Source organism: Flagellimonas alvinocaridis, from assembly GCF_965248585.1.
GTDB classification, from domain to species: domain Bacteria; phylum Bacteroidota; class Bacteroidia; order Flavobacteriales; family Flavobacteriaceae; genus Flagellimonas; species Flagellimonas alvinocaridis.
The window spans coordinates 3,513,553-3,538,102 of the sequence record NZ_OZ252111.1 but is presented as its reverse complement, the minus strand read 5'-3'; the positions used below and the strand labels follow the sequence as shown (position 1 = coordinate 3,538,102).

At 42.1% G+C, this 24,550-nt stretch carries 21 protein-coding genes; 7 read left to right on the top strand and 14 right to left on the bottom strand.

Going from position 1 to position 24,550, the window contains the following annotated elements; genetic code table 11:
* From ACP14V_RS15870 to nadD, 4 genes are all read left to right on the top strand, one after another.
* A complete protein-coding gene (locus tag ACP14V_RS15870; RefSeq protein WP_272609316.1) occupies window positions 1–753 on the top strand; it encodes a 3-keto-disaccharide hydrolase in 753 nt (250 codons plus the stop codon).
* 84 nt (window positions 754–837) lie between these two features.
* Window positions 838–1,695 (top strand): YicC/YloC family endoribonuclease, encoded by an 858-nt coding sequence (locus tag ACP14V_RS15865; RefSeq protein ID WP_272608926.1) that lies wholly within the window; start codon window positions 838–840, stop codon window positions 1,693–1,695.
* Window positions 1,692–2,294 (top strand): guanylate kinase, encoded by a 603-nt coding sequence (gene gmk / locus ACP14V_RS15860; protein WP_272608925.1) that lies wholly within the window; start codon window positions 1,692–1,694, stop codon window positions 2,292–2,294. Before ACP14V_RS15865 ends, gmk begins: the two co-directional genes overlap by 4 nt.
* Window positions 2,295–2,297: 3 nt before the next feature.
* A complete protein-coding gene (gene nadD / locus ACP14V_RS15855) occupies window positions 2,298–2,882 on the top strand; it encodes a nicotinate (nicotinamide) nucleotide adenylyltransferase (RefSeq protein WP_272608924.1) in 585 nt (194 codons plus the stop codon).
* Window positions 2,883–2,898: 16 nt separating this feature from the next.
* Here the strand turns inward: nadD and ACP14V_RS15850 are convergent, their stop codons facing one another.
* The 3 genes from ACP14V_RS15850 to ACP14V_RS15840 all read right to left on the bottom strand — a co-directional run bounded on the left by ACP14V_RS15850 (window position 2,899) and on the right by ACP14V_RS15840 (window position 7,266).
* Window positions 2,899–3,618: a DUF6503 family protein gene (locus ACP14V_RS15850; protein WP_272608923.1), complete on the bottom strand. Its 720-nt coding sequence runs from the start codon at window positions 3,616–3,618 to the stop codon at window positions 2,899–2,901.
* Window positions 3,619–3,677: 59 nt separating this feature from the next.
* Window positions 3,678–5,975: an inorganic phosphate transporter gene (locus ACP14V_RS15845; protein WP_272608922.1), complete on the bottom strand. Its 2,298-nt coding sequence runs from the start codon at window positions 5,973–5,975 to the stop codon at window positions 3,678–3,680.
* Window positions 5,976–6,051: 76 nt separating this feature from the next.
* On the bottom strand, window positions 6,052–7,266 hold the full coding sequence (locus tag ACP14V_RS15840) for a porin (protein WP_272608921.1): 1,215 nt from the start codon (window positions 7,264–7,266) through the stop codon (window positions 6,052–6,054).
* A 335-nt stretch (window positions 7,267–7,601) separates the two neighbouring features.
* Between ACP14V_RS15840 and dgt the strand changes: the two genes are divergently transcribed.
* Window positions 7,602–8,960 (top strand): dGTP triphosphohydrolase, encoded by a 1,359-nt coding sequence (gene dgt / locus ACP14V_RS15835; RefSeq protein WP_272608920.1) that lies wholly within the window; start codon window positions 7,602–7,604, stop codon window positions 8,958–8,960.
* Here dgt and ACP14V_RS15830 read toward each other — a convergent pair.
* A complete protein-coding gene (locus ACP14V_RS15830; RefSeq protein WP_272608919.1) occupies window positions 8,957–10,015 on the bottom strand; it encodes a DUF3078 domain-containing protein in 1,059 nt (352 codons plus the stop codon). The genes dgt and ACP14V_RS15830 overlap by 4 nt on opposite strands.
* Complete coding sequence (gene dxs / locus ACP14V_RS15825) at window positions 10,006–11,817, bottom strand: 1-deoxy-D-xylulose-5-phosphate synthase (RefSeq protein ID WP_272608918.1); 1,812 nt, start codon at window positions 11,815–11,817, stop codon at window positions 10,006–10,008. Before dxs ends, ACP14V_RS15830 begins: the two co-directional genes overlap by 10 nt.
* 51 nt (window positions 11,818–11,868) lie before the next feature.
* Between dxs and ACP14V_RS15820 the strand changes: the two genes are divergently transcribed.
* Window positions 11,869–12,318, top strand: coding sequence for a nucleoside deaminase (locus ACP14V_RS15820; protein WP_272608917.1), 450 nt, complete (start codon window positions 11,869–11,871; stop codon window positions 12,316–12,318).
* 54 nt (window positions 12,319–12,372) lie between these two features.
* Here ACP14V_RS15820 and ACP14V_RS15815 read toward each other — a convergent pair whose 3' ends face one another.
* The 4 genes from ACP14V_RS15815 to aspS form a co-directional block, all read right to left on the bottom strand.
* Entirely contained in the window at window positions 12,373–12,567 is a 195-nt protein-coding gene (locus tag ACP14V_RS15815; RefSeq protein ID WP_116216857.1) for a cold-shock protein, read from the bottom strand.
* A gap of 81 nt (window positions 12,568–12,648) precedes the next feature.
* Window positions 12,649–12,912, bottom strand: coding sequence for a hypothetical protein (locus ACP14V_RS15810; protein WP_272608916.1), 264 nt, complete (start codon window positions 12,910–12,912; stop codon window positions 12,649–12,651).
* Window positions 12,909–14,693, bottom strand: coding sequence for a chloride channel protein (locus ACP14V_RS15805; protein ID WP_272608915.1), 1,785 nt, complete (start codon window positions 14,691–14,693; stop codon window positions 12,909–12,911). The genes ACP14V_RS15810 and ACP14V_RS15805 overlap by 4 nt, the downstream gene beginning before the upstream one ends.
* 58 nt (window positions 14,694–14,751) lie before the next feature.
* The gene (aspS, locus tag ACP14V_RS15800; RefSeq protein ID WP_272608914.1) at window positions 14,752–16,500 is read right to left on the bottom strand and encodes an aspartate--tRNA ligase; all 1,749 of its coding nucleotides are present in this window, start codon (window positions 16,498–16,500) and stop codon (window positions 14,752–14,754) included.
* 335 nt (window positions 16,501–16,835) lie between these two features.
* Here aspS and ACP14V_RS15795 point away from each other — a divergent pair, with 335 nt between their 5' ends.
* Window positions 16,836–17,186 carry a toxin-antitoxin system YwqK family antitoxin gene (locus tag ACP14V_RS15795; RefSeq protein ID WP_136564852.1) on the top strand — a complete coding sequence of 117 codons (351 nt, stop codon included), beginning with the start codon at window positions 16,836–16,838 and terminating at the stop codon, window positions 17,184–17,186.
* A 56-nt stretch (window positions 17,187–17,242) separates the two neighbouring features.
* Here the strand turns inward: ACP14V_RS15795 and ACP14V_RS15790 are convergent, their stop codons facing one another.
* From ACP14V_RS15790 to ACP14V_RS15770, 5 genes are all read right to left on the bottom strand, one after another.
* Entirely contained in the window at window positions 17,243–20,752 is a 3,510-nt protein-coding gene (locus ACP14V_RS15790) for an efflux RND transporter permease subunit (protein ID WP_272608913.1), read from the bottom strand.
* A gap of 10 nt (window positions 20,753–20,762) precedes the next feature.
* Window positions 20,763–21,938 (bottom strand): efflux RND transporter periplasmic adaptor subunit, encoded by a 1,176-nt coding sequence (locus tag ACP14V_RS15785; RefSeq protein ID WP_272608912.1) that lies wholly within the window; start codon window positions 21,936–21,938, stop codon window positions 20,763–20,765.
* Window positions 21,939–21,961: 23 nt separating this feature from the next.
* On the bottom strand, window positions 21,962–23,293 hold the full coding sequence (locus ACP14V_RS15780; RefSeq protein ID WP_272608911.1) for a TolC family protein: 1,332 nt from the start codon (window positions 23,291–23,293) through the stop codon (window positions 21,962–21,964).
* Window positions 23,294–23,899, bottom strand: coding sequence for a TetR/AcrR family transcriptional regulator (locus ACP14V_RS15775; protein ID WP_272609315.1), 606 nt, complete (start codon window positions 23,897–23,899; stop codon window positions 23,294–23,296).
* Between the two features lie 220 nt (window positions 23,900–24,119).
* Window positions 24,120–24,548: a hypothetical protein gene (locus tag ACP14V_RS15770; RefSeq protein WP_272608910.1), complete on the bottom strand. Its 429-nt coding sequence runs from the start codon at window positions 24,546–24,548 to the stop codon at window positions 24,120–24,122.
* Window positions 24,549–24,550 lie beyond the last annotated feature (2 nt).

Here is a 24,550-nt window from a genome sequence, read left to right as displayed (position 1 = left end):
ATGATAAACAAGAATACCCTTTTGGCCCTCTGTGTCTTCACGGGAGCTATTGCCTTTGGCCAAGAGAAAGAACCAACCCAACCTGAAGAGACCGAGATTTATGAACCTGTTCCCCCAAAAGTGAAGCCGGGAAAAGATGGTGCACCACCGAGTGATGCCATTGTTCTTTTTGATGGCTCCAGTTTGAACGGATGGATCAGTACTACGGATAGCACAGCGGCCAAATGGACATTGAACAAAGATGGGAGCATGACCGTCAAGGATAAAACAGGGAACATCCAGACCAAACAGAATTTTGGGAGCGTCCAACTGCACATTGAATGGAAATCCCCTGCCCAAGTAAATGGTAAAGGGCAGAGTCGTGCCAATAGCGGAATCTTTTTGTCGGGATTGTATGAAGTACAAGTATTGGACAACAACGACAATACTACCTACGTGAATGGACAAGTTGGGTCTATTTATAAACAACATGTGCCTTTGGCTATGGCCTCTGTTCCGACAGGGGAGTGGAATGTATACGACATCATTTACCATGCCCCCGAGTTTGAAAAAGGGCAAAAAACCAAGTCGGGGACACTTACGGTCATCCACAATGGGGTGTTGGTCCAAGATCATGCAGAAATCAAGGGTACTACACCCTACATTGGCTGGCCCAAGAATCCTCCCCATGGAAAAGGACCGCTTATGTTGCAGGACCACCAAGACAATAGTAGGGTGAGTTACAGAAACATCTGGGTACGGGAGCTGGATTAGGTAGGTCTCACGTTACGGGTCAAATAACATGTTTAAGAGGCCAATATCTATTTTGGTTACCTTTGGCAAAATTTATTGCATTTTATGATTCAATCCATGACCGGCTTTGGAAAGCACGTTGTGCAACTTCCATCAAAAAAAATCACCGTAGAGCTAAAGTCACTTAACAGCAAAAGCTTGGACATCAATGCACGGATTCCTCAAACCTACAGGGAGAAGGAACTCGAGCTAAGAAAAATGATAGCAGATGCTTTAGTGAGGGGAAAGGTGGATTTGGGCCTTTATGTGGAAATTACGGGAGAGGAAACCACTGCAGAGGTGAACCAAGGCGTGGTAAGGAATTATATGGAGCAGTTGGCAAAGATTGCCCCGGGAGATGAAATAAAGCTTTTGGAATTGGCACTAAGAATGCCAGACACCTTAAAAACGGACAAGGACGATATTGATCCTGAAGAGTACGAAGCCATAAAGGAGGCCATAGGCCAAGCCTTATCAAAGATCATAGGATTTAGAAATGAGGAAGGCAAGGTTTTGGAAAAGGATTTTGTGGAGCGTATTGAAAATTTGAAAAGCTTATTGGATAAGGTAAAGTCCATGGATCCTGAACGAATTGCCACAGTGCGCGAACGATTGGAACGAGCCGTATCCGATCTAAAAGTGGAAGTGGATGCCAACCGTTTTGAACAGGAGCTTATCTACTACTTGGAAAAATACGATATCACTGAAGAGAAAGTCCGGTTGGACAATCATTTGAACTATTTTGAAACAACCCTTAATTCGGACGACTCCAATGGGAAAAAATTAGGGTTCATAGCGCAAGAAATAGGCAGGGAGATCAACACCATTGGCTCCAAATCCAATTATGCGCCCATGCAACAAATAGTGGTGCAGATGAAGGATGAACTCGAAAAAATAAAGGAACAAATGCTGAATGTATTATGACGAAAGGAGGGAAACTTATTATTTTTTCGGCGCCATCGGGCAGTGGTAAAACAACCATTGTCAAGTATTTGTTGGAACAGCCCGAATTGAATTTGGCGTTTTCGGTTTCTGCTACTTCCAGACCAAGGCGGGGAAAGGAAAAACATGGGGAGAATTATTACTTCATGTCCATTTCAGAATTCAAAAGACATATAAAAGAAGGTGATTTTTTGGAGTGGGAAGAAGTGTACCGGGATAATTTTTACGGCACCCTGAAAGGTGAGGTGGAGCGCTTATGGGCCGAAGGGAAGAATGTTATTTTTGATATTGATGTGGTCGGTGGACTTCGTATCAAAAAGAAATTCCCGGAACAGACCTTGGCCGTTTTTGTGAAACCACCCAGCGTGGACGAACTTAAGATTAGGTTGAAAAAACGAAGCACGGAGAGTGAGGATAAAATAAATATGCGGGTAGCCAAAGCTTCCGTTGAACTGGCAACAGCCCCGCAATTTGACAAGATCATCAAGAATTACGATTTGGACACCGCACTCAAAGAAGCCCATAAATTGGTGGCAGAATATGTAGGTGCCGCCAAGGTATCCGATGTTAAAGATGAGTAGTTCATGAAGCAGGTAGGGCTCTTCTTTGGCACATTCAATCCTATTCATATAGGTCATTTGATCATTGCAAACCACCTTGTGGAATTTTCAGACTTGGATGAGGTTTGGTTTGTGATCACTCCCCAAAGCCCTTTTAAAACCAAGATGTCCTTATTGGATGACCATCACAGATACCAAATGGTATATGAGGCGGTTGAAAATTATCCAAAGCTAAAACCCAGCAAAATAGAATTTGATTTGCCCCAGCCCAATTATACCATCAATACCCTGGCGCATTTGGGAGAGGAATATGGGAAAGCGTATCAATTTTCACTTATTATGGGAGAAGACAACCTTAAAAGCTTCCACAAGTGGAAAAACTACGAAACCATATTGGAGCATTATTCACTTTATGTGTATCCCAGAATTTCGGAAGGAGAAATTGAACACAAGTTTGAAGGCCACCCCAAGATAAATAGGGTAGATGCACCGATAATGGAAATTTCTTCCACATTTATCCGCAGGGAACATAAAAATGGGAAGAATGTAAGGCCGTTACTTCCAAATGCTGTTTGGAAATATATGGATGAGATGAACTTTTACCGTTAGAAGGTTAGTTGTTTCACTAATTCTTGAAAAGAATATCCGTGCCCAGATACTTGTTGTCTTTGTTCATGTACCACGCACGGGTTTTGGGCATTTTAATGCCGTTAATGTTTTCCAATCCATTCAAAAGGATGTATTCCCCATCATTTTTGCTCTCATCATGATAGAATTGGTACACTTCCATGGCATAAGTCTTTGGGTCGAAGTAAAAATACCAAGTATCGCTGCCTACATTTTCATCGTAGCGTACCTTCAATACAAGATATTCTTTCCCCTTAAACTCCCGGCTTTCCACTTTTTGATCCAAAAGGGTTCCAGGGTCCTTTAGTTTCATGGGAAGTCCATACAGGTAGGTGTAGTAATCCTTCATGGTCTTGCCCCGATCGCAGGACAACCTAAATTTTTTCGCATCAGCTTCGGTAAATTCAGGATTTCCATTGAGAGTGATGGAACAATCTCCCTTGCTCATATTGTAGGTATAGGCATTTCCATCCTGCTCCACAGCCAATACAAAATGTTGGTTCACAAAATCAGCAGTTATGGTACTGGTGCGTTTTGGTGCATTGGGAGTTTCCATAACGACCTTAAAAGAAGTATCAAAATAGCTCCATTTGTTATTTGGATCGTGAAACTTTATGGCTTTTTGAAGTACTTCCGAGGCATTGTGGGAATCTTGGGAATATCCCACCGAAACCATAAACAATACAATCGCTAATGGATATAAAAGTGGTTTGAGCATAGCAAAAGAAAAATTCATCCATACAAGATAACTCATATGGATGAAATGTGTAAGGATTCTTATTTTTCTTGCTCAATCTTTGCAGGAGGAACGGAACTATCATATTCTTGATAATATTGCTCCAAAAGATTCATCATTGCGGTCATTAAATCCCGGGTCTCCAACAACAAGGAGAAATACAGGGTTGTGTTCTTTGGACTGGATTCCTCGGTTCTTGTTCTTGAGACCTGCCGATCTATTTTTTGTAGGACCAAATCGTAAAGTTCCTGTTTGGAGTCTAAAATAGCGTCAATTTGATCAAAAGATTTCTTTTCAAAAGCGATTTGTGTCTTATCGAATATTTCCTCCAGTTTCTGATCAATCTCCTTTAGTTCCTTTATCTGGTTGTATTTTAATTTTTTATGATTGTTGTATACGTGGTTAAAACTCACCTTTCCGATATATTCCAAAGATTGGGACATATCGGTCAAATGGCCCATGGCATTGATATAAAAATTACTGGCTCCTATGTGTGCTTCTTCCAAATTTTTGATGAAATAGAAGGTATGCTCTCTTAAGTCCTCAATTTCCAAGGCAAGCTTGCTGCTTTGTTTTTTGTTCTTTTTCAAAAAGTTCAGATCCTGTTTGGCAAGCCCATTGATAGAGTTGGAATAGATCTTGTTGCTGCGTTTTACTACATTGGCAATATTGGCGGCACTTTCTTCAATTACGCCTTGTATAGATCTGCTTTCTGCTCTTCTCAAACGATCTTCAACCTTTATTTCCTTGGTCTTTTTGTTGTATGAAATGTAATTTCTAACTAAAAGAAGGACGGCAGCGAATAGGAGAATGGCTATGGCAGCTCCTTTACCAAAACTAATAAGGGCCAGAATGGTACCTGAGGCTATAAAAGCAATGACGGCGGTACTGAACCATCCAGCAATGACATTAAGTACTCCAGCAACCCTATATACGGCACTTTCAGCGCCCCATGCACGGTCTGCCAATGAGGTTCCCATGGCCACCATAAAGGTTACATAGGTTGTGGAAAGTGGGAGCTTGTATGATGTTGCTACTGAAATCAAAATTCCAGCGACCATAAGGTTCACAGAAGCCCTAATCATATCAAATGCAGGGAGGTGAAGCACTTTATCCTTGGATAGATTGATAACTGGTTTCTTGAATCTTTTGTCTACCGAATTCCTTATTGATGGTGGTACCGCCGAGGCTACCCAATCTGATACGGCAATGGAATAACGCACAAGACTTCTGGATAAATAGTTCGGTTGAAATCTTTCCTTGGCCTCACCTTCACGTGAAAGATTAATTTCGGTGTCGGCAACGTATCTAGCTTTTTTGGACCACCAAAGTGTGGCAACCATGATCATACCCGAAAGAAACAAAAGAAGGGTAGGGGTTTCCACTTTAGAGGAAAGAACCTCCATACTAAATTCTGATGCAGGAACTCCAGAAACTATCCAAGCCTGATAAGATTGCCAAGCGGCAATAGGAACACCGATAAAGTTAACCAGGTCATTTCCTGCAAAAGCCAAAGCCAAGGCAAACGTACCCACACCAATAATTAATTTATAGATGTTGGTCTTGGCAAACTGAATGAGTACATATGAGATAATTGCCCAAATGGCAAAATTTATCAAGACTACCTCATATACCTTGGTTTCAAGAAAATCCTTAATGGTGATACTTCCAATAAACCCATAAGTTTGATCGGCAAAAGGCGTTCCCTTGATACCCTTTATCAAAATAAAATAGGTAATGGCTGAAAGTGCAATACCACCAAAAATAGCCCCGGTCCATTTTGGTTTTTTCTGAAAGTCATAGGAAAGCAAAAGTCTTGAAATCCATTGTACAAAAGCACCAATGGTAAAGGCTATTACAACAGAGGAAAGAATCCCTACAATAATTTCTACGGCCTTATCAGTATTAATATAGTTGATGACATCGGTAAAACTGCCGTTTTGTGCTCCAATTTTAATCAGAGCCATGGCCACTGCGGCCCCCAAAAGGTTAAATACAATGGATACTGTGGTAGATGTGGGCATTCCCAAGGTGTTGAAAAAATCCAACAGGAGAATGTCCGTGATCATCACCGCCATAAAAATGAACATGATTTCATCAAAATAAAATTCCCCTGGGTTAAAAATTCCCTTACGGGCAACTTCCATAAGACCACTTGAGAAAATAGCCCCACAGGCAATCCCAATACTGGCCACAATCATTATTGTTCTAAAAGAAATCGCCTTTGATCCAATGGCGGAATTTAAAAAGTTAACAGCATCATTGCTGACACCAACGACAAGGTCAGCTATAGCTAAGGCTGCCAACGCAACCATTATTAAAAAGTAAATACTGTCCATAGTGTAATTAAAAGTCCAAAAAATTTTTCAAATATCTAGAGAATGCCCTATGATTAGGTTATGTTAAGGTTATCTTTTACAGGTGTACATCCAACTGTAGCCGGAACATAATTTCATCAGTTCCTTGGTCAACGGTCAAATAACTAAGGTCTGTTTGCAATTTTAGTTTATGGCCAACAATATACTTTGATAGTCCGAGAGTGTATTGTTTCTCAGGACTTTTTCCAGTAATACCCTCATTTAATTTAATGCTGGTATACCTTGCGGATACCTCCCAATCTTTTCTGAAAAGATATCCAGTCTGAAGGTTTAGTCCACGGCCTACTTGGACAATATCCCCAGTTTCCGTACCATCCGAGTTTAGGGCAATGGGCTCGTCCGCATCACGGTTCGCATATTCTCCCATTAAGGAGAATCCGCTGTATTTGAACATAAAATCAACAAAGAAGGTGGAAATGTCAGTTTTGTGGAACCCAGTATCAGTAAACATATATGTGCCCATGTTACTTCGTGTTTTTACAGCATCTTTATTAATGTCATATGTGGCTCCTATCATGAGTTTTGGTGAGACTTCCCTTTCTAGGTCGGCGCCTTTATAATCACCTTTAGACTTGAACTTTCCAAAAGGAAGAAATTCGAGACGCGAAGTATACTGATGCCCTCCTAGGTTACCTTCGGTAACATTTCTTCCCTCTCCCTGGGAAAGAGCAAATTTTTCCTTGATCAATGCTTGCCTGCCAATAGTTATTTGGTGTCTTAGTTGAAAACCCATATCCCTATCAATATTGAACCTGCTGTTCAGAAGAGACCGATCTACTTGTTGAAGATCGCCGGAGGATATAACTCGCTCTATGTTGCCAGGAAGTTTTGTTTGTCCAAACCAGAGTTCAAAATTCTCATAAAAGTTCCATTTTACAACGGCATCAAAAATGTACCTAGGTGTATTGCGAGTGAATTGAGAACCTCCTGAGATGTCCCTGTTGGATAGCCCCAACTCAAATTTATATCTGAGCTTTGGCGTATATACGAACCCATCAAATTTCAATCGAGCTCTTCTTATCAAGAAGTTTTGCTCAGGATTTCCCACTCCTTGGGTTTTATTGTTATCCCAATTTGAAATGGCAAGCATCTGCATTCGTGCCCCTATCTTGGTACTCCATGTACTGTCCTTTCCAACAATATTGAAAAGTCCTTTGCCAAAGGTACCTGGATTATTCTCTTGTGAATGGGAAAAATGGATACATAGGAAGAGAAAGCAAGACCCAAATAGGGCTAACTTTTTGAAATTCATTACAGTACTAGTTTTTGTCGCTGCAAAGAACAGTATGTAATGTTAAATTAACGTTTCCTCTATGTTATATTAAAGATAGGGTATAAACAAAAAGGCTACCTTAATGAAAAGGTAGCCCTAGGATTTCGAAGAATAGTCGACAAAAACTAATATCCGTAACGAAAACCTTAGCTGTAATGCTGTAATCTGACAAAAATGCTCCAATGGAATGTCTTTAGTGTAATGTAAAAATTAAGGAATCATTAAACTTTTGCGTCAATCGGTCTTCTGTATTGACCCAAAGCTTTTCTTGGAGCAAACCAATGGTTCGGCGTATATTGCACCAATAGTTTACTATGAACTGGGAACAACTACTCTCGCTCAAGCGCCACGGTGACACCTCTAAAAGATTACGGAAGGAACAAAATGAGACCCGCCTTGGGTTTGAAGTGGATTACGACCGGATTATTTTTTCCTCGGCTTTCCGAAGCCTACAGGACAAGACCCAAGTAATTCCCATGCCCATAAGTGTGGGATCCAACAATGATTTTGTGCATACTCGACTTACGCATAGTCTTGAGGTTTCCGTTGTAGGAAGGAGTTTGGGACGTATAGCTGGGCAACAAATTTTGTCCAAATATCCATTTTTATCCGAGGTGCATGGATATCATTTCAATGATTTTGGTGCCATAGTGGCTGCGGCTGCACTAGCGCATGATATAGGTAATCCACCTTTTGGGCATAGTGGTGAAAAAGCTATAGGAAATTATTTTGAACAGGGGAACGGAAGAAAGTACAAAGAGCAACTTTCGGATGTAGAGTATCAAGATTTGATTGATTTTGAAGGTAATGCCAATGGGTTTAAACTGTTGAGCGAGTCTAAGGATGGGGTTCCTGGGGGATTGCGACTCAGTTATGCCACCTTGGGCGCATTTATGAAATACCCTAAAGCCTCATTGCCCAAGAAACCATCCAGACATATTGCCGACAAGAAGTTCGGTTTTTTTCAATCTGAAAGGGATTTTTTTAAAGAAGTAGTGGATGAAATTGGCCTTGTCCCCAATCCACATAACCCCAATATGGGATATTTTCGCCATCCCTTGACCTATTTGGTGGAAGCTGCGGACGATATTTGTTACACCATCATAGACTTTGAAGATGGAATTAATTTAGGCTTGATTTCCGAGGAATATGCCTTGGAGTATCTTATAAAATTGGTGAAGGACAACATCAACACCAAAAAGTATGGTGCCATGTCCAGTTCCAGTGACCGGTTAAGTTATTTAAGGGCTTTGGCCATTAATACTTTGATCAAGGATGCAGTGGATGTTTTTGTGAATAACGAAGAAGATATCTTGACAGGAAATTTTAGCTCCGCTTTATTGGATAAGGGTAGGTATAAGGCACAGATAGATGATATCATAAAGTTAAGTGTTGAGAAAATCTATCAATCCAAGCATGTAATCGATAAAGAATTGGCTGGGTACCGAATCATTGCGGACCTATTGGATATGTATACTACCGCCCTTGTTCGTGAGAAGGAGAACAAAGCCAATAATTACGATCTTTTGCTCATTAAGAGTCTGCCCGAAAACTACAGAAAAGCAGATGCCTCCCTGTATAAAATCTTATTGGACACCAGTTGTTTTGTGGCTAGCTTATCGGACAGTGCCGCGGTACACATCCATGATAAGCTAACGGGGAGAAAAATTTAAAAGGCGTATCTAAGTCCTACGCCTAAAATCTGCTTAAACTGTATTCTGGGCACGCCGGGATCGGTAACTGTACCGTCCTCAGCGACCACTTCATCAAATTTTATGTCATCGTCATAGATAACGTGGGTGCCAATATTGGCGTTGACATAATCGTTGACCTTCAGGTTGAAATTCATTTCCCAATCCACATCCACATTTCCAAAACTTCGGACATAGTCCGTATACAGATTGACGCGATGGTTCATCATAACATTTTTTACGATTTCTTTTTCCCATGTATTGGTAATAAGGAAACCAAGTTCCAAAAAGAGATTCTCCCCCTCTTCCACACCAAACGCACCTTGACTTGATAGGGTTTCGTCCAAAACAAAGGTAGATTTCAAGGTTGCTGGAGAAATGTATAGGTTAAATTTTTCATCTTGTGGGATATATGAGGTACCGATACCGAGAAAGAGATAACCCGGCGACATAAACCTCGAAATGGGATTTTCCCTGTCTGGATATTTGAAACCGTTGGAGAACTGAGTGTTAAAATTTGCCTTTACCGAATAATACCAGTTGGTAATGGTATCTTTCCTGAAACCAATGGTGGACGATAGACGTATTTGGTCATCTGTTTTTCTTAGTTTTCTTCCTTCTTGGGCATTGAGGCCGTATCGTAATTTCACCTCATTCTTCCAGTTCAAGTATCGGAATTTATAATTTCGCTCAAAATCGGCACTCGCCAATGCGGATACTGAATTGTCTCCACCCGCGTTCCAGTTCACAAAGGAAACTTCGTTGATATTGAGTCCAAACAGGTTCTTTTTGGCCCAGAAAGAATGAGGTTCAAATCTATTGTACCATTTTCTTAGGGGCCTTACTCTGTTCAATACGGTTCTTGGATCTGTTAATCTTGCACTACGTGTGAGATACTTGAGTTTGACATCCTTTATCCTAACCACCTTAAAGCCGGCTTCAGTACTATCTGGTTCAAAAACTTTTAAACGATTGATTTGGGCGTTCGCAGAAAGGGAAACAATAAGGAAAAAGGTTAAAAAACAGATTATTCGCATTGGTCTAAGGTTGATTGTATAAAAGAAAGAACGGTTTCAAAATCTATGCCAGCCAGTTTATGCGTCTCTGGAATTGTTCCATGAGCAACAAACCTATCCGGAATACCAAAAATTGTAACAGGTTTTGCAAGTTGTTCCGCATTGGCAAATTCCAATACTGCGGAACCAAACCCGCCCATTTCACAACCATCTTCAAGAGTGACGATATGATCGTACTTTTCAAAAATGGTGTGGAGCAACCTTTTGTCCAAAGGCTTTGCAAAACGCATATCATAATGGCCAATAGCATTTGGTTGGGTAAGCTGATTTAAGATTCGAGGTATTTCATTGCCTATATGGCCCAAGGTTAGTACAGCTATCTTTGAACCTTCTTTGAGACAACGGCCTGTTCCCATTGGGATAGCTTCAAACTCGTTCTTCCAGTCAATGGTAATGCCCTGTCCTCTTGGATATCTAATGGCAATGGGACCATCAATGCCCAATTGGGCGGTGTACATAATGTTCCGTAGTTCCATCTCGTTCATCGGGGAAAATAGGGTAAGGTTGGGGATGCACCTTAAATATGCCAAATCAAACACACCGTGATGGGTTGGGCCGTCTTGGCCTACCAATCCTGCCCGGTCCAAACAAAAGATGACTGGGAGATTTTGTAGGGCCACATCGTGAATGACCTGATCATAGGCTCGTTGTAAAAAAGTGGAATAGATGTTACAAAATGGGACGAGTCCCTGTGTGGCCATTCCCGCAGCCAAGGTCACGGCATGTTGTTCTGCGATGCCCACATCAAAAGCACGATCGGGCATTTTCTCCATCATATATTTTAAGGAACTTCCCGTTGGCATGGCAGGGGTGATGCCCACTATCTTATTGTTTTTCTCGGCCAACTCCACAAGCGTATGGCCAAACACATCTTGGTATTTTGGGGGTTGGGCCACTTGGGATTTCTTGAGACGTTCCCCAGTAACTTTATCAAATTTTCCCGGGGCGTGGTAGACCACCTGGTCTTCCTCGGCCTTTTTTAGACCTTTTCCTTTGGTGGTTATTATATGAAGTAGCTTTGGACCCTTCACTTTTTTCAGTCGTTGCAATTCGTTTACCAAACCTTTTACATCGTGTCCATCCACAGGCCCGGTATAGTCTAGGTTCAAACATTCAAAAATATTCTCATCCTTGGCTGTGCCGGCTTTCACATTAGTGAGGTATTTTTTAAGTGCACCTACGCTGGGGTCTATTCCAATGGCGTTGTCATTTAGGATAATGAGGGCATTTACATCGGTGACCCCAAGATGGTTCAATCCCTCAAAGGCCATACCACTGGCTATGGATGCATCCCCCACAACCGCAATGTGCTGTCTGGAATCTTCCCCTAGTAATTTTGATGCCATGGCCATTCCCAAAATGGCCGATATTGCTGTGGAACTGTGTCCAGTGCCAAAATCATCATATGGACTTTCACTACGTTTGGGAAAGCCACTTATACCTCCAAGTTGTCTGTTGGTTTCAAAAATCTCTTTTCTTCCGGTCAGTATTTTATGTCCATAAGCCTGATGACCCACATCCCAGATGAGTTTGTCAACAGGGGTATCAAAAACATAATGTAGGGCAATGGTAAGTTCCACTACGCCCAAGCTGGCCCCTAGATGTCCTTCCTTGGTGGAGACAATGTCAATAATAAATTCCCGAAGCTCTTGGGCGAGTTTGGGCAGCTCATCCAAATGCAGTTTTTTTAGATCTGCCGGGGAATCGATATGTGTTAGATAGGTTTCCAAAGAATAAAAGACAAAAATACCTATAATAGGCATAATTATTTTATGCTTAGCTTAGCCATTTCATGAAATATTTCAAGAAAAATTGTGAAAAATCCGTTTGATGACACCTACTTTATGAAAAAAGCCCTTCAGGAGGCGGAAATTGCTTACGAAAGAGGGGAAGTTCCTGTTGGAGCGGTTATTACAGTTGATAATCGGATTATCGGGCGTGCCCATAACCTTACTGAACGATTAATGGATGTTACCGCCCACGCCGAAATGCAGGCTATTACCGCGGCTTCCAATTTTTTGGGAGGTAAGTACTTGCATGGGTGTACACTTTATGTAACCTTGGAGCCTTGCCAAATGTGTGCTGGAGCGCTGTATTGGAGCCAAATTTCCAAGATTGTTTATGGAGCGGCAGATTTAGAGCGGGGATTTAGTGTGATGGGAGGACATTTACATCCCAAAACCGAAGTGGTTGCCGGAATCATGGAAAACGAAGCTTCGGAACTTTTAAAGCGATTCTTCATCCAAAAGAGAAACCTGAACTAAAGTAAAAGCCCCGGCATTGGCCAGGGCTTCGAAAATTTTCAAAATAAAATATGGTTATCCGATTACCTGCACTTGTGCAGCAACCCTTCCTTTTCTTCCTTCTTCTTCTTGGTATTCTACTTTGTCGCCTTCGTTCAATTCCACCCCGTTCAATGCTGTTACATGAACAAAGATGTCCTTTCCTGTGTCGTCGTTGGTAATGAACCCATAACCTTTGGATCCATTAAAAAATTTTACTGTACCGGTCATTAAAAAAAAATAAATGTTAAAACACGAATGTAGGATATTTTATTGCTAATCAAGTGAAATAACCATTAAATCTTAGGAAAATTATTCTTTACCAGCTTTTTTCTTCTCTTGATCCTGCATTTTTTTAATGTTGTCCTTGGTGAGCATATAATCTTTCATGTTTTTGCCCTTACTTTCCTTATACAGAAAAAGGGGCATTGCCACCAAAAAAAGACCTATAGTGCCCAAACCAATGAATTTTTGGGCGGTTTGGGACTGTTCTTGCTCTAATATAAAACCATATATGATGGAGCTCAATGAGAGTAGGGTAAAAAGTACGGTAATATGTTTTAGTTTTATTTTCATTGGGTATGGTTGATGAGTTTTCTGCGATAGGCAGTCAATAATTTTGATTTTGAAATGAACCCTTCGTATTTGCCATCCTTTATAACGGGCAGGTTCCATGCTCCACTATCCTGAAATTTTTTCATGACCTGTTTCATCGTGTCCTTTCCATAAAAGATATGTTCTGGAGGGGCATGCATCAAGTTTTTAACATAAACCGTATTGTAAAGGTCGGTATCAAACATAAATTGGCGTATGTCATCCAAGACAATGATGCCCATTAGTTTTTTTTCATCGTCCAGAACTGGGAAGATGTTCCTTTTGGATTTTGAGACAGATTCGTGGAGCATTTCACCTAGGGACATTTCTGGATGCACAGGCTTAAAATTTTTCTCAATTACATCGTCCATTTCCAATAATCCCAGCACCATTTGATCTTTGTTGTGTGATAGCAGAGCACCAATTTTTGCCAATTCCTTGGTGTAAATGGTATAGTCCAATGCATTTTTGGTGGTAAGATAAGAGATGGAGGCAGTAATCATCAAAGGAACGAATAGCTCGTAACCTCCGGTGATTTCAGCAATCAAGAAAATAGCGGTCAAAGGCGCGTGGATTACGCCTGCAATCAGGCCTGCCATACCAATAAGTGTAAAGTTGCTTTCCGAAACTGAAAAGCCAAAACCCAGATTATTGATGACCTTGGCCACCACATTTCCCAAGGCACTGCCCATAACCATGGTGGGAATGAAAATTCCACCGGCTCCTCCAGCAGCAAAGGTGGTCGTCATGGCAATGGCCTTAAAAATAGTAATACCGAACAGAAGGGCAATCACTACCCAAATGTTGTCTGTATAAGCATCGAACGGGGTTTTTCCTAAGGCTTTTAAATGGTCGCCATCCAAGAGATTGTTGATGAACCCGAAACCTTCACCGTAGAGCGGAGGGATGGCATAAAGCATGATTCCAATCGCAATACCGCCCACCAAGAGCTTGTACTTTGGACTTTTAAACCGTTTGAAAAAGGTCAGTATAGAAAAGTACATCTTAGTAAAATAGATGGAAGCAAAGGCGGTGCCCACGCCCAATAGCACATAAAATGCTGTATCTTTTAACTCGAACCCTTCTGTAAGGGAAAAACTAAAAAGCACTTCGTTTCCCAAAAAGAAATAGGAGGTGAGCACTCCAGAAATTGATGCCAAAAGTAGGGGGAGCATGGACATCATGGTAAAGTCCAAGGTAAAAACTTCCACTGCAAAGATGATGGCGGCAATGGGAGATTGAAAAATGGATGAAATGGCACCCGCCGATGCACAGGCCACCAATAATGATCGTGTTTTGGCATCGATATGGAACAAACGGCTGAGGTTGGAACTTATGGCCGAACCTGATTTTACTGCCGGCCCCAAAAGCCCTACCGAACCCCCAAATCCAACAGTAAGTGGCGCCGTGATCAGTGGAGTGTAAATATCCTTTGTCGACAGCAGGCCTCCTTTTTTAGAGAGGGAAAAAATGATGGACGATACTGCATGTTGAATGGGCTTTTTGTGGACAAATTTTACGTAGAGATACACAAATGTCAACCCAATGGTGGGCAAAATAAAGTAGAGTTGGTTTTCCGAAAAAACAATCCCCATTTTAAGGAGGGACTCAATAAAATAGGTAAAGTTTTTCAAGGTGACGGCCACTAAACCAGCCAATAAACCCACCACCAGACTCATGAGGTGTACAAAAGTCTTGTTGGAGATATGCTTATATCGCCACTTGACAAACCGGGTCAGTAATTTTTTCCTTTTGCTGGACATGGGGTCAATGAAACTACCTAAAAGTATTAAAAAATCCCGCTTAAGCGGGATTGAGTATTTAAAGATCCAACTTTAGGTGAAGTTCTTTGAGCTGTTCATCATCAATGGTCGCAGGGGCATCGATCATAACATCCCTGCCGCTATTGTTTTTGGGGAAAGCAATAAAGTCCCGAATGGTCTCCTGTCCACCCAAAATAGCCACCAATCGGTCCAAACCAAAAGCAATGCCACCGTGGGGAGGGGCGCCGTATTGGAAGGCGTCCATTAAAAACCCGAACTGGGCCTTGGCCTCTTCCGGAGTAAACCCTAGATGCTTGAACATGGTTGCCTGTACTTGTTTATCATGGATACGGATAGATCCACCGCCAATTTCATTGCCGTTCAACACCAAATCATAGGCATTGGCCTTGACAGCTCCCGGGTCGGTATCCAACAATTCCAATTGACCGGGTTTTGGTGAAGTGAAGGGGTGGTGCATGGCGTGATAGGTTCCAGTTTCCTCATCCAGTTCCAATAAGGGAAAATCCACAACCCATAATGGGGCAAACTCACCCGGTTTTCTTAGACCAAGCCTTTCAGCCAACTCCATTCTAAGGGCGCTGAGCTGTGCACGGGTTTCGTTGGTGTTTCCGGAAAGGACACAAATAAGGTCACCCGATTTTGCACCAGTGACATCGGCCCATTGGGCCAAATCATCTTGGTCATAAAACTTATCCACTGATGATTTGTAGGAACCATCCTCATTGCATTTTACATAGACCATGCCCTTGGCACCCACTTGGGGGCGTTTTACCCAATCGATAAGGGCGTCTATTTCTTTTCGGGTGTATTCCGCTGCTCCGGGGACAGCGATGCCCACAACCAACTCAGCGGAGTTGAAAACGTTAAAATCCTTATGTTGGGCCACGGCGTTCAGCTCTCCAAACTGCATTCCAAAGCGAATATCCGGCTTGTCGTTGCCATACAGGCGCATGGCATCGTCAAAGGTCATTCTTGGAAATTCATCGATTTCCACTCCTTTGATTTCCTTGAGCAAATGCTTGGTAAGACCTTCAAAGGTATTCAGGATGTCCTCCTGTTCCACAAAGGCCATTTCGCAATCGATCTGGGTGAATTCAGGTTGTCTGTCCGCCCGTAGATCTTCGTCCCTAAAGCATTTTACAATCTGAAAATACTTGTCCAATCCACCGACCATCAGCAATTGCTTGAATGTCTGTGGTGACTGTGGCAGGGCGTAGAATTGCCCCTCATTCATCCGGCTTGGAACCAAAAAGTCGCGTGCCCCTTCAGGGGTGGACTTGATCAAATATGGGGTTTCCACGTCAATGAATCCTTGTTCCGAAAGGTATTTTCGGACCTCCATACTCACTTTATGCCTAAAAATAAGCTTGTTCTTTACCGGATTCCTTCGGATATCCAAGTAGCGGTATTTCATACGGATATCCTCTCCACCATCAGTTTCATCCTCAATGGTAAAGGGAGGCAAGAGGGACTTGTTGAGAATGGTAAGTTCCTTGACCAATACCTCGATTTCCCCAGTTGGGATATTTGGGTTTTTTGAGGCCCGTTCAATGACCTCACCCTTAACTTGGATAACGGTTTCGCGACCCAATTCCCTGGCTTGTTCCAAAAGCTCTTTTGGGGTACGGTCTTCATCAAACACCAATTGTGTAATACCATAGCGGTCGCGGAGGTCTACCCAAACTACAAAGCCCTTGTCACGGAGCTTGTGCACCCAACCACTTAAAACTACTTCCGAACCGATATGTGATGCCCTTAATGCACCGCAGGTATTACTTCTGTACATGATGTTTGTTATGAGACGGCAAATTTAATAGGAATGCCAAAATTTATTGCTAGATATATAGATTTTCTCCATCCTGATCGGAATAGGATTTTGATAAAAGAGCTTTTGACCTCGATCCAATCATGGGCCAGCGTAATGGTTTGATTCAAAAAGGAGGCTTTTTTTACCGATAAACGGGATAAAATGCAATTTTACAAAAAAGTTAACTATCTATATTTCAGTTAAATATGAATTTAATGTAAATTTATTGTTATGTAAATCTTTATTTAATGTAAAATTTAAATAAATTTATAGCGTTAGTACAAGTAGTTCAAGATTTTAAATCCCAATGTAGTATGAAGAAAGCAGTATTTTTAATGGCGCTGATGTTTTCGGTTTATATGTATCCGCAAGATACCCAACCGACTTTTGAGAAAGTGGGAAAAATGGTAAAAGCAACATATTTTCACGAAAACGGCGAAATAGCCCAGACCGGCTATTACCTAAACGGAAAATTACACGGTCAATGGTTGATGTACAACACGGAAGGCAAGAAAATGGCCTCAGGTACGTACATCGATGGAGAAAGAGCTGGTAAATGGTTCTTTTGGGAAGGCGATTTGTTACGGGAAGTAGATTTCAGTGACAATAGGATTGCCAGTGTAAAAAACTGGAATCAATCGGAAATTGTATCGATTGACAAGTAATGTAAAACGATTTAATTAAAAAGCCCCTGCCATTGGCAGGGGCTTTTTTTTTGACCTTAGGCGGCCACATCCAACTGTTCCTTTTTCTTTTTCTCTCTTCTTATTTTGTTTTTCTGTATCCTTAACTTGAGTCTATATACCAATGTGAACAGGATGGGAACTACTATCAGTGTCAAGAATGTGGCCACAAAGAGACCATAAATCACGGTCCAGGCCAAGGGTCCCCAAAAAATTACGTTGTCCCCACCAAAATAAATATGTGGGTTAAACTCGCTCATCAGGGTAAAGAAATTGATGTTGAACCCGGTTGCCAAGGGAATCAAGCCCAAAATGGTGGTGATTGCCGTTAGCAGTACAGGGCGTAATCTTGCCTTACCTCCTTTGACCACAGCTTCTTTAAAGTCTTCGGGAGCCAAGAGATCTTCTTCATCCAAATCTAAGGCTACTTTCTTCCTGTCGATCAAGAGTTGGGTGTAATCCAAAAGTACCACACCGTTGTTCACCACAATTCCCGCTAAAGAGATGATACCCATCATGGTCATCATGATCACAAAGGCACTACCTGTGGCCACGATACCTCCAAATACCCCGATCAAGCTCAAGAAAATGGCAAGCATGATGATACCAGGTTTGGAAACCGAGTTGAACTGGAAGATCAAAATGAAGAAAATCAGGCCAAGTCCCGTAAAGAAAGCACCCATCAAAAAGGCCATTTGCTTGTTCTGCTCCTCAATCTGACCAGTGTAATCAACCTTGATATCCGAAGGCAGGCCTTCAAAATCATTCATTTCTTCCTGTATCTTGCCTACGATGGCTCCAGCATCCGTGAAACCAGGGGCCAAGGCAGAATACACGGTAACCACACGTCTGGTGTCCCGGTGTTTGATGGCACTAAAACCCGTACTGTTCACCTGTTTGGCAACCGCTGATACGGGCACCTCTTTTATCTGTCCCGATGAAGGATCTCTAAATGTGATGCGTTGGTTAAAGATGGCACTGGTGTTGTATCTGTTTTCCTCATTGAAACGGACATAAATGTCGTAATCCTCACCATCCTCCTTGTAGATTCCGGCTTTGGCTCCAAAGATGGAGTTACGGAGCTGTTGTCCTACTTGTCCTGTGGCCACACCCAATTCGCCAGCTTTTTTTCTATCCACGGCAACCAACATAGAAGGTTTGGATTTGTTCACATCGATTTTGAGCTCATCAATACCAGGAATGTTCCTTGCATTGATAAAATTTCGCATCTGCTCTGCGGCAACGATCAATTCGGAATAATCATCCCCTTCCAATTCTATGTTGATGGGATATCCTGCCGGCGGACCAACAGCATCTTTCTCCACAGAAATGGCTACTCCCGGATACACATCTTTCAGGGCCTCCTGAACTTTTCTTAAAAGATCATTACTGTCAGCACCTTCCCTAAACTTATATTCCCGCATGGTAGCGGTAATTTTACCGCGGTGGGGCATCTCGGCAGCAGAACCTCCATCGGTTTGAGGGTTTCCTGCACCTTCACCCACTTGGGAAACCCCACTTTCCACCAAAAAATTGTAATCGCCATGAGTGTAGGCGTCTGCATTGACAATATCAAATACCCGTTGCTCAATGTCCTTGGTAATGGTGTTGGTCTTTTTTATATCGGTTCCTTCCGGATACTCAATGTAAACAATGATTTGGTTGGGAGTATTATCCGGGAAGAACTCCACTTTGGTCCTTTGGCTTATAACGGACCCCAAAAATCCTACAATGGCAACTATCAAAAGAACAAAAGTCCCTATTGCAATAAAGATGGGTTTTCTACCTGATAAGGTGTAACGTAAAGTCCGCTCATAGAATCGTTCCCATCTGGGCAAAATCTTATTTTGGAATCCATTGGCCCAATTTCTCAAAAAGAGCCTATAGATCCAAAGCATGATTGCGGTCAGTACCATCAAAGATCCCAAAGCCCTGTAAGTACCTCCAAACAGAATGATCAAAAGCCCGATCACGGATATGATGGATGTGATACGGATAATTTGCTTTAGCGGCATACTCTTGTCCTCCGTGGTCATGTACCGCGACACCAGTACGGAGTTGAAAAAGATGGCTACAAAGAGGGATGATCCCAATACCACGGATAGGGTAACCGGGAAATAGATCATAAACTGCCCCATGACCCCAGGCCAAAGTCCAAGGGGTACAAAGGCTGCCACAGTGGTCAAAGTGGAAATGATGATGGGGAATGCGATTTCTCCAATCCCTTTTTTGGCAGCTTTAATACGAGACATACCTTCTTCGTCCATAAGGCGATATACGTTTTCCACAACCACAATACCGTTATCCACCAGCATACCCAATCCCATGATTAATCCAAAGAGAATCATGGTGTTCATGGTATAGCCCAAGGTGTTCAAGATCATTAGGGACATGAACATGGACATCGGGATGGCAAAACCAACGAACAAAGCATTTTTGAAGCCCAAGAAGAACATCAGAACGGTCACTACCAAGATGATACCGAAGATGATGTTGTTCACCAAATCATCTACCTGACCTATGGTTTTGGAAGATTGATCATTGGCAATGGTCACTTTTAAATCCTGTGGAAATACATTTTTAACGGCGTCGTCCACGATTACTTGGATTTGCTCAGCTGCGGCCACCATGTTTTTCCCAGCACGTTTTTTAACATCCAGCATCACTACCGGGGCACCATACTCACGGGCATAGGTGGTCTTATCCTCTTCCTTAAAGGTGACTTCAGCAATATCCCTTAGGTAAATAGGGTTGCCATTTTCCGATTTTACCACAAAATTTTCCAGTTCATTGGGTCGGTCTATCTCACCCACAATACGGATGGTCCTACGCTGTCCACTGGTAATGAGGTTGCCCGCCGAAGTGGTCATGTTCTCATTACTGATGGTATTGATGATGTCGTTGAAGCTCACTTTGGCGGCCATCATTTTATAGATGTCCACGGCTACTTCCACTTCTTTTTCCTGGGCACCGCGAATATCCACCTGTTTTATTTCAAGCAGACCTTCAATCTCGTCTTCAAGATACTCACCATATTCCTTGAGTTTGTCCACGGGATAATCACCCGAAATATTGATGTTGAGAATTGGGATTTCCTCAGACATGCTCAAATCGAACACATTGGGTTCTACCTTGGCACCGTTGAATGTAGGCCAATCTTCTCCCGCGGTCTTTGAATCCACTTCATCCTTCACTTTCTGAAGGGCACCTTCAACGGAAATGTTCTCATCAAACTCCACAATGATCATGGAATAATCTTCCTGAGAGGTTGAGGTGATTTCCACCACATTACTCACGGTCTTCAACTCATCCTCAATAGGGTCGGTGATGAGTTTTTCAATGTCCTCCGCGGTATTTCCGGGATATAGGGAACTGATATAGATTTTGGTTTCCTTGATCTCCGGAAAGCTTTCCCTAGGCATACTGAAATAGGCCGATGCTCCTAGAAAAAGGATGACGGCTATCAGCACATACATGGTCGTTTTATTGTCGATAGCCCATGAGGACAGCCTAAATTCTTTATCTACGCTTTTCTTTTGTTTGCTCATAACTGGCTGGCTATATGTTGTTCTTAATTTTTACTTTTTGCCCTTCTTTTACACTACGGGCCCCTTCGTCTATGATGCCATCACCACTATTGATGCCCGATAGTACCTCTACATAATCCCCTTGCGTCTTACCCGTTTCAATGACCACTTTTTTGGCAATGGGATCCGAAGAAATGGAATCGGCGTCCACCAAGAACACATATTGCTCCCCATCGGCATTTTCAGAAACAATGCTCTGTGGGATGAGAATGGCATTCTCATTGGTGTAATCGTTGATCATTACTTTGGCGGTCAAGTTGGGCTTTACCTTTCCATCATGGCTTGGTACAGGGATTTCAGCAGTGAAAGACCTATTGCTTGGGTTGATAAAGTTTCCGGTCTGACGGATTTTAGTAACTACGCTATCTCCCAATACAGGAAAATACACCCGAACATCTTTTCCTGGGGTAACGTTGGGTAAGTGGCTTTCGGGCACTTCTACCTTAATGTACATGTTGGAAAGGTTGACGATTCGGAACACCTCTGAGCCTGGTCCGGGGCTTACCACGGTACCTTGATCTTTGATTACATCGTCTATGATGCCTGCAAAAGGAGCACGTATGGTAGACTTGCCCACTTGGCTTTCCAATTGCTTTACGGCACTTTGTTGTGCTTCGTAGGTGGTTTTGGCCTGCAAATATTGGATTTCGGAACCAATATTTTGCTCCCAAAGCCTTTTCTGACGCTCAAAAGTGGTTCTACTGAGTTCGGCTTGTGTCTTTGCCTGTGCCAATTGGCTGGAAAGTCCACCATCATCAATGGAAGCCAACACCTGGCCCTTGGCTACTTTTTGTCCTTCCTTAACGTATACGCGGTAGAGTGTACCGGCCATTTCTGGATAGATAAGGACGTTCTGTTTGGTGGTCACATCACCTTGTAGTTCCAGATAATGGTCAAACTTCTCAGGTTTTACTTCAAAGGTGGTCACCAATGGAAGCTTGGCATTGTCATCCAATTGTGCAATGGCAGAATCCAAGGTCTTCAGCTCCATTTCCAAGGCCTTGTGCTGCTGCGAAATTTCGGTATGCTTGGCTCTAATGGCCTCAAGATTGTTACTTTCTATAACGCTCTCCACCGAGTTTTTGCTGCTACTTCCACAAGACGCCAAAGTTGCTGCTGTAAATGCTATATATATTGCTTTTTTCATGATGGTACGGTTTTCTCTTTTGTTTATTGATTTATGATGGTTTCCAGTTCGGTTTTCTTGTTGATCACGTTCACCATGGACTGCAAGTATTCCTGTTGACTGGTATATAATTGGGTTTGCGCCTGTCTTAGCTCAAAGCTGGTGGCCAAACCTTCTGAATATTTAATTTGGTTTTTGTTTTCAATACGTTCTGCCAATTCCAAGTTTTGTTTGGAGGTGCCATACTCCTCAATGGCAAGGATATAATTGCTTTTGGCATTTTCCAGTTGAAGTCGAATTTGTTCCTCAGCTTCGGTTTGTTGTGTTTTTGCCTTTTCCAACGCAATCTTGGCCCGTTGGGTACTGGCACTTCTTTTCAAAGAACTGAAAATGGGAATGTTGAGGTCCACACCTAAGATGGAAGACTCGAACCAAGGTTGTCCACTGCTCAAAAAGTTGAATCGGTCACTGAAGGAATTTCCACCATAGCTCACAAAGGCGTTTAAGGTGGGAAGAGCTCTACTCTTGGCGAGTTTCAGCTCCAAAAAACGTTGTTCGCTAAGGTTGAGCGCCAATTTATAGTCTACATTGTTCTCTATATTGAACTCAGTATCCAATAAGCCCAAATCTATTTGCTGTTGGGTAAGGTCGTCCAAGCTCTCAGCCAATTCTGTAGGGGTTTCAATAGGCAACCCCAAGACCAGGTTCAACATTTGTAGCGTTATGGTTTCCAACCGCTTGGCATTTTTCAATTGATTGTCGACAGATGAAAGGGTAATCTGCAATTGATCAACGCTTTCCTCATCGCCCAATCCATTCTCAAAAATCCGTTTGGTCTCGTAGAGATTTTTCTCCAGTGTGGCCTTATTGTTTTCCGAAATCAATACACTTTCCTTGGCCAAAAGTACATTGCCATAGGCTTCCACTACGGCTTTTATTACATCCAAATCCGTTTTTTCCTTATTGTTTTGACTGTAATTCAAAAAGGTTTTGGTGGCTTGTACACCCACAATATAGGAGCCATCAAAGATTTGTTGCCGTAATGTGGCCGAAGCCGACATGGATTGTGGCTGGCCAAAAACCACTTCTTGAAAAGTTCCCGGCTCACCGCCAAAAAACTCGGCAGGAATCTGGGATACAGGCTGTATCAATTGGTTTTGATAGCTTACCGCTCCCGAAATTTGGGGTAGTCCGTCTGCTATGGTCTCCCATTTCTGCTTTTGGGCATCGTCCAAATCCCTAGTGGCATTAAGTGCACTGTAGTTATGCTCCAGAGCATATTGAATGGCCCCGTCCAGACTGAAATTTGGGATGGTATCCTGGGCAGACGAAAGCCATGGTGATATAAATAATAAAATGATTAAGGTTGTTCGCATTTATTCTTGGTTTGAATTGATGATTGAGTTTAAGATTTTTCGTCCTTTTGGGGTGACGATGCCCCTTAGATGATATTCCAGATACTGGTCCAAGACGTCAGGTTTTGAAAAAATCTGGGAGGGAAACAGATTTTCATCCTTTAAGCTCATGACCCCGGAAAAATAGATTCTAGATACAAATTCCACATTGAGGTTGCTCCTGTAGATTTCCATTTCCATTCCACGCTTCACATTTTCCAGCACACAACCGTGCATAGACTCGTATTGTTTTTCCTTTAAGGATACATGTATCTTGGGATAATATTTTTGCAATTGGTACAAGGGAGATGATTTCTCGTTCTTTAAATGGACCATGACAAATTTTTTGATCTCATAGAGTTCTTCAATGGGGTTTTTCTGCAAGCAAACAATGTCATCTATCCCGCAAGTAATAAAATCGCACATGGTCATTGTAGTCGCTTCCACCAGCTCGTTTTTATTTCTGAAATGGGAGTAAATGGTTTTTTTGGATATCCCCATCTCGTTGGCCAAATCATCCATGGTCACACTCTTAAATCCCAGATTTATGAAAAGTTCCGTCGCCTTCTGTATAATCTTTTCCCTCATAATGGGGGCAAAAATAGGCATGGAAACTTTAAAAACAAAAAAAGTTTCCAAGGTTTTACATTTTTTTAACGAGTGCTTAATGATTGGTTTTTAATGGGACCAACCTACTATGTGTTGACGAAATAGGGTATCTCTTTTGGACTGAGTTGAGGATTTGGACCTTAAAGTCCAGAAAAAGGATTTGTAATGACGTTTGTAACGTTCTTGGATAAAGTTCTTTTTACTCGGAATCATGATTTTCGTTTTTGATTCGTTCCACATATGCTTTAAAAGCAGTTTCTCCCTCTTCTTTCCAGAACTGGTCATAGTGTTTCCATTCGTCAAAATCGCTTCGGAGCGAACCACATCTTTTTTTGGAGAAGCCATGTTTTTTCTTTCGGTGGGACTTTTTGCCTCCCTTATCGTCACCAAAACCAAAGCCGAAAATAAGTTTGGCGAGGACAAAGATGCCCAGGGCTTGCCAATAGGTTATGGTGGACAGTCCAAAAATTTCAGGCATCAACCAGTTCCATAGCCACATCAACACATAATTGGCCAATAGAAGAAAAAGGATGCCCAAAATGATCATCGCGATTACTTTTAGTACTTTTTTTACATAGTACTCCACTTTCTTTTCCACTCTTTTTTCAATGTCTTGTTTATACTCCATGA

Bases quoted from the DNA above. Each gene is read 5' to 3' on its own strand.
- ACP14V_RS15870 (WP_272609316.1), top strand. From the start codon at position 1: ATGATAAACAAGAATACCCTTTTGGCCCTCTGTGTCTTCACGGGAGCT.
- ACP14V_RS15865 (WP_272608926.1), top strand. From the start codon at position 838: ATGATTCAATCCATGACCGGCTTTGGAAAGCACGTTGTGCAACTTCCA.
- gmk (WP_272608925.1), top strand. From the start codon at position 1,692: ATGACGAAAGGAGGGAAACTTATTATTTTTTCGGCGCCATCGGGCAGT.
- nadD (WP_272608924.1), top strand. From the start codon at position 2,298: ATGAAGCAGGTAGGGCTCTTCTTTGGCACATTCAATCCTATTCATATA.
- ACP14V_RS15850 (WP_272608923.1), bottom strand. From the start codon at position 3,618: ATGCTCAAACCACTTTTATATCCATTAGCGATTGTATTGTTTATGGTT.
- ACP14V_RS15845 (WP_272608922.1), bottom strand. From the start codon at position 5,975: ATGGACAGTATTTACTTTTTAATAATGGTTGCGTTGGCAGCCTTAGCT.
- ACP14V_RS15840 (WP_272608921.1), bottom strand. From the start codon at position 7,266: ATGAATTTCAAAAAGTTAGCCCTATTTGGGTCTTGCTTTCTCTTCCTA.
- dgt (WP_272608920.1), top strand. From the start codon at position 7,602: ATGAACTGGGAACAACTACTCTCGCTCAAGCGCCACGGTGACACCTCT.
- ACP14V_RS15830 (WP_272608919.1), bottom strand. From the start codon at position 10,015: ATGCGAATAATCTGTTTTTTAACCTTTTTCCTTATTGTTTCCCTTTCT.
- dxs (WP_272608918.1), bottom strand. From the start codon at position 11,817: ATGCCTATTATAGGTATTTTTGTCTTTTATTCTTTGGAAACCTATCTA.
- ACP14V_RS15815 (WP_116216857.1), bottom strand. From the start codon at position 12,567: ATGACCGGTACAGTAAAATTTTTTAATGGATCCAAAGGTTATGGGTTC.
- ACP14V_RS15810 (WP_272608916.1), bottom strand. From the start codon at position 12,912: ATGAAAATAAAACTAAAACATATTACCGTACTTTTTACCCTACTCTCA.
- ACP14V_RS15805 (WP_272608915.1), bottom strand. From the start codon at position 14,693: ATGTCCAGCAAAAGGAAAAAATTACTGACCCGGTTTGTCAAGTGGCGA.
- aspS (WP_272608914.1), bottom strand. From the start codon at position 16,500: ATGTACAGAAGTAATACCTGCGGTGCATTAAGGGCATCACATATCGGT.
- ACP14V_RS15795 (WP_136564852.1), top strand. From the start codon at position 16,836: ATGAAGAAAGCAGTATTTTTAATGGCGCTGATGTTTTCGGTTTATATG.
- ACP14V_RS15790 (WP_272608913.1), bottom strand. From the start codon at position 20,752: ATGAGCAAACAAAAGAAAAGCGTAGATAAAGAATTTAGGCTGTCCTCA.
- ACP14V_RS15785 (WP_272608912.1), bottom strand. From the start codon at position 21,938: ATGAAAAAAGCAATATATATAGCATTTACAGCAGCAACTTTGGCGTCT.
- ACP14V_RS15780 (WP_272608911.1), bottom strand. From the start codon at position 23,293: ATGCGAACAACCTTAATCATTTTATTATTTATATCACCATGGCTTTCG.
- ACP14V_RS15775 (WP_272609315.1), bottom strand. From the start codon at position 23,899: ATGAGGGAAAAGATTATACAGAAGGCGACGGAACTTTTCATAAATCTG.
- ACP14V_RS15770 (WP_272608910.1), bottom strand. From the start codon at position 24,548: ATGGAGTATAAACAAGACATTGAAAAAAGAGTGGAAAAGAAAGTGGAG.